Here is a 1,160-nt window from a genome sequence, read left to right as displayed (position 1 = left end):
ATTCCCGACTGCTACTGGTGTGCTCGATGGCATTCGCGGCGACCCTGCTACCGTTCAGCCGAGTCGATGGCGGCGGGCTGCACCTCACCGGCCGTTCGAGCACTGGCAAGACCCGGGCGGCGAAGACGGCCGGCTCGGCCTGCGGTGGTCCCGATTACATGCAACCGTGGCGCTCGACCCTCAACGGGCTGGAGGCCATCGCCGCGCGGCACAACTGTGCCCTGCTGATCTTGGACGAGATAGGGCAGGTCGATCCGCGCGAGGTTGGGGAGAGTAGCTACATGCTGGGCAACGGCCAAGGCAAGCAACGCGCGATAAAGTCTGGCGCCGCTGCACGCCGCCAGAGCTGGCGACTTCTCTATCTGAGCACTGGCGAAGTCGGGCTGAGCCAGCATATGGCGGTAGCGGGTAAATCGGTCCGGGCTGGGCAGGAGGTGCGCCTCGCCGAACTGCAGGCCGACGCAGGCCAGGGCCACGGCATCTTCGATGTGCTGCACGGCCACGCTAGCGGCGCGGCACTGTCCGACACGATCGCGGCGGGCTGCACCGAGGCGTATGGCGAGGTCGGGGTCGAGTTCATCCGCCGCTGCGCCGCCAATCAGAGCGGGCTGCGCGATCTTGTGGCCTCGGGCACCCAGGAATTCCTGGCCGAGTGCGTGCGGGTCTTCGGCGATGGCCGGGCGTTGGGCGGGCAGGCCCATCGCGTCTGCGAGCGCTTCGCCCTGAAAGCTCTGGCTGGGGAACTTGCTACGTCGTGGGGGCTGACGGGCTGGCAGCCTGGCGAGGCGCGCGCTGCGATCGTGCGCTGCTTCGGCGAATGGCTGAACGCGCGTGGCACGTTGGGGGATACTGAGCCGAAGGTGGTCCTGGACAAGCTGCGCGAGTTCATCTCCCGCCACGAGGACGGCCGCTTCGTGGACCTCGACGCGCGGGCGGTCGTGTTCGACGCGCCACAGCGCTCGAAGCTTGTTCACAACCGCGCCGGCTGGCGCAAACGCTTCGAAGGTGACGAGCGCGAATATCTCATCGATCCTCTCGTGTTCCGGCGCGAGATCTTTGCGGGGTTTGACACGATGTTGGTCTGCCGCGTCCTTGTCGCGGCGGGGTGCATGCAGACCGGGGAGGAAGGCGGGAAAACGCGCTACACCCTGTACCGCAAC

The 1,160-nt window shown here is 67.2% G+C and carries 1 protein-coding gene; it reads left to right on the top strand.

Translation table 11 applies throughout. The annotated features are described in order from the left end of the window. Positions 1-17: 17 nt before the first annotated feature. Positions 18-1,160 (top strand): DUF927 domain-containing protein (locus ACSFA3_RS24790; RefSeq protein WP_435508015.1); only part of this gene is annotated, 1,143 nt, incomplete at its 3' end.

Origin of the sequence: Variovorax glucosi, assembly GCF_051216695.1 — a bacterium.
Classification (GTDB): domain Bacteria; phylum Pseudomonadota; class Gammaproteobacteria; order Burkholderiales; family Burkholderiaceae_C; genus Variovorax.
Note: the sequence above shows the minus strand (reverse complement) of the source record. Positions and strands in the feature narration are given on the sequence as shown.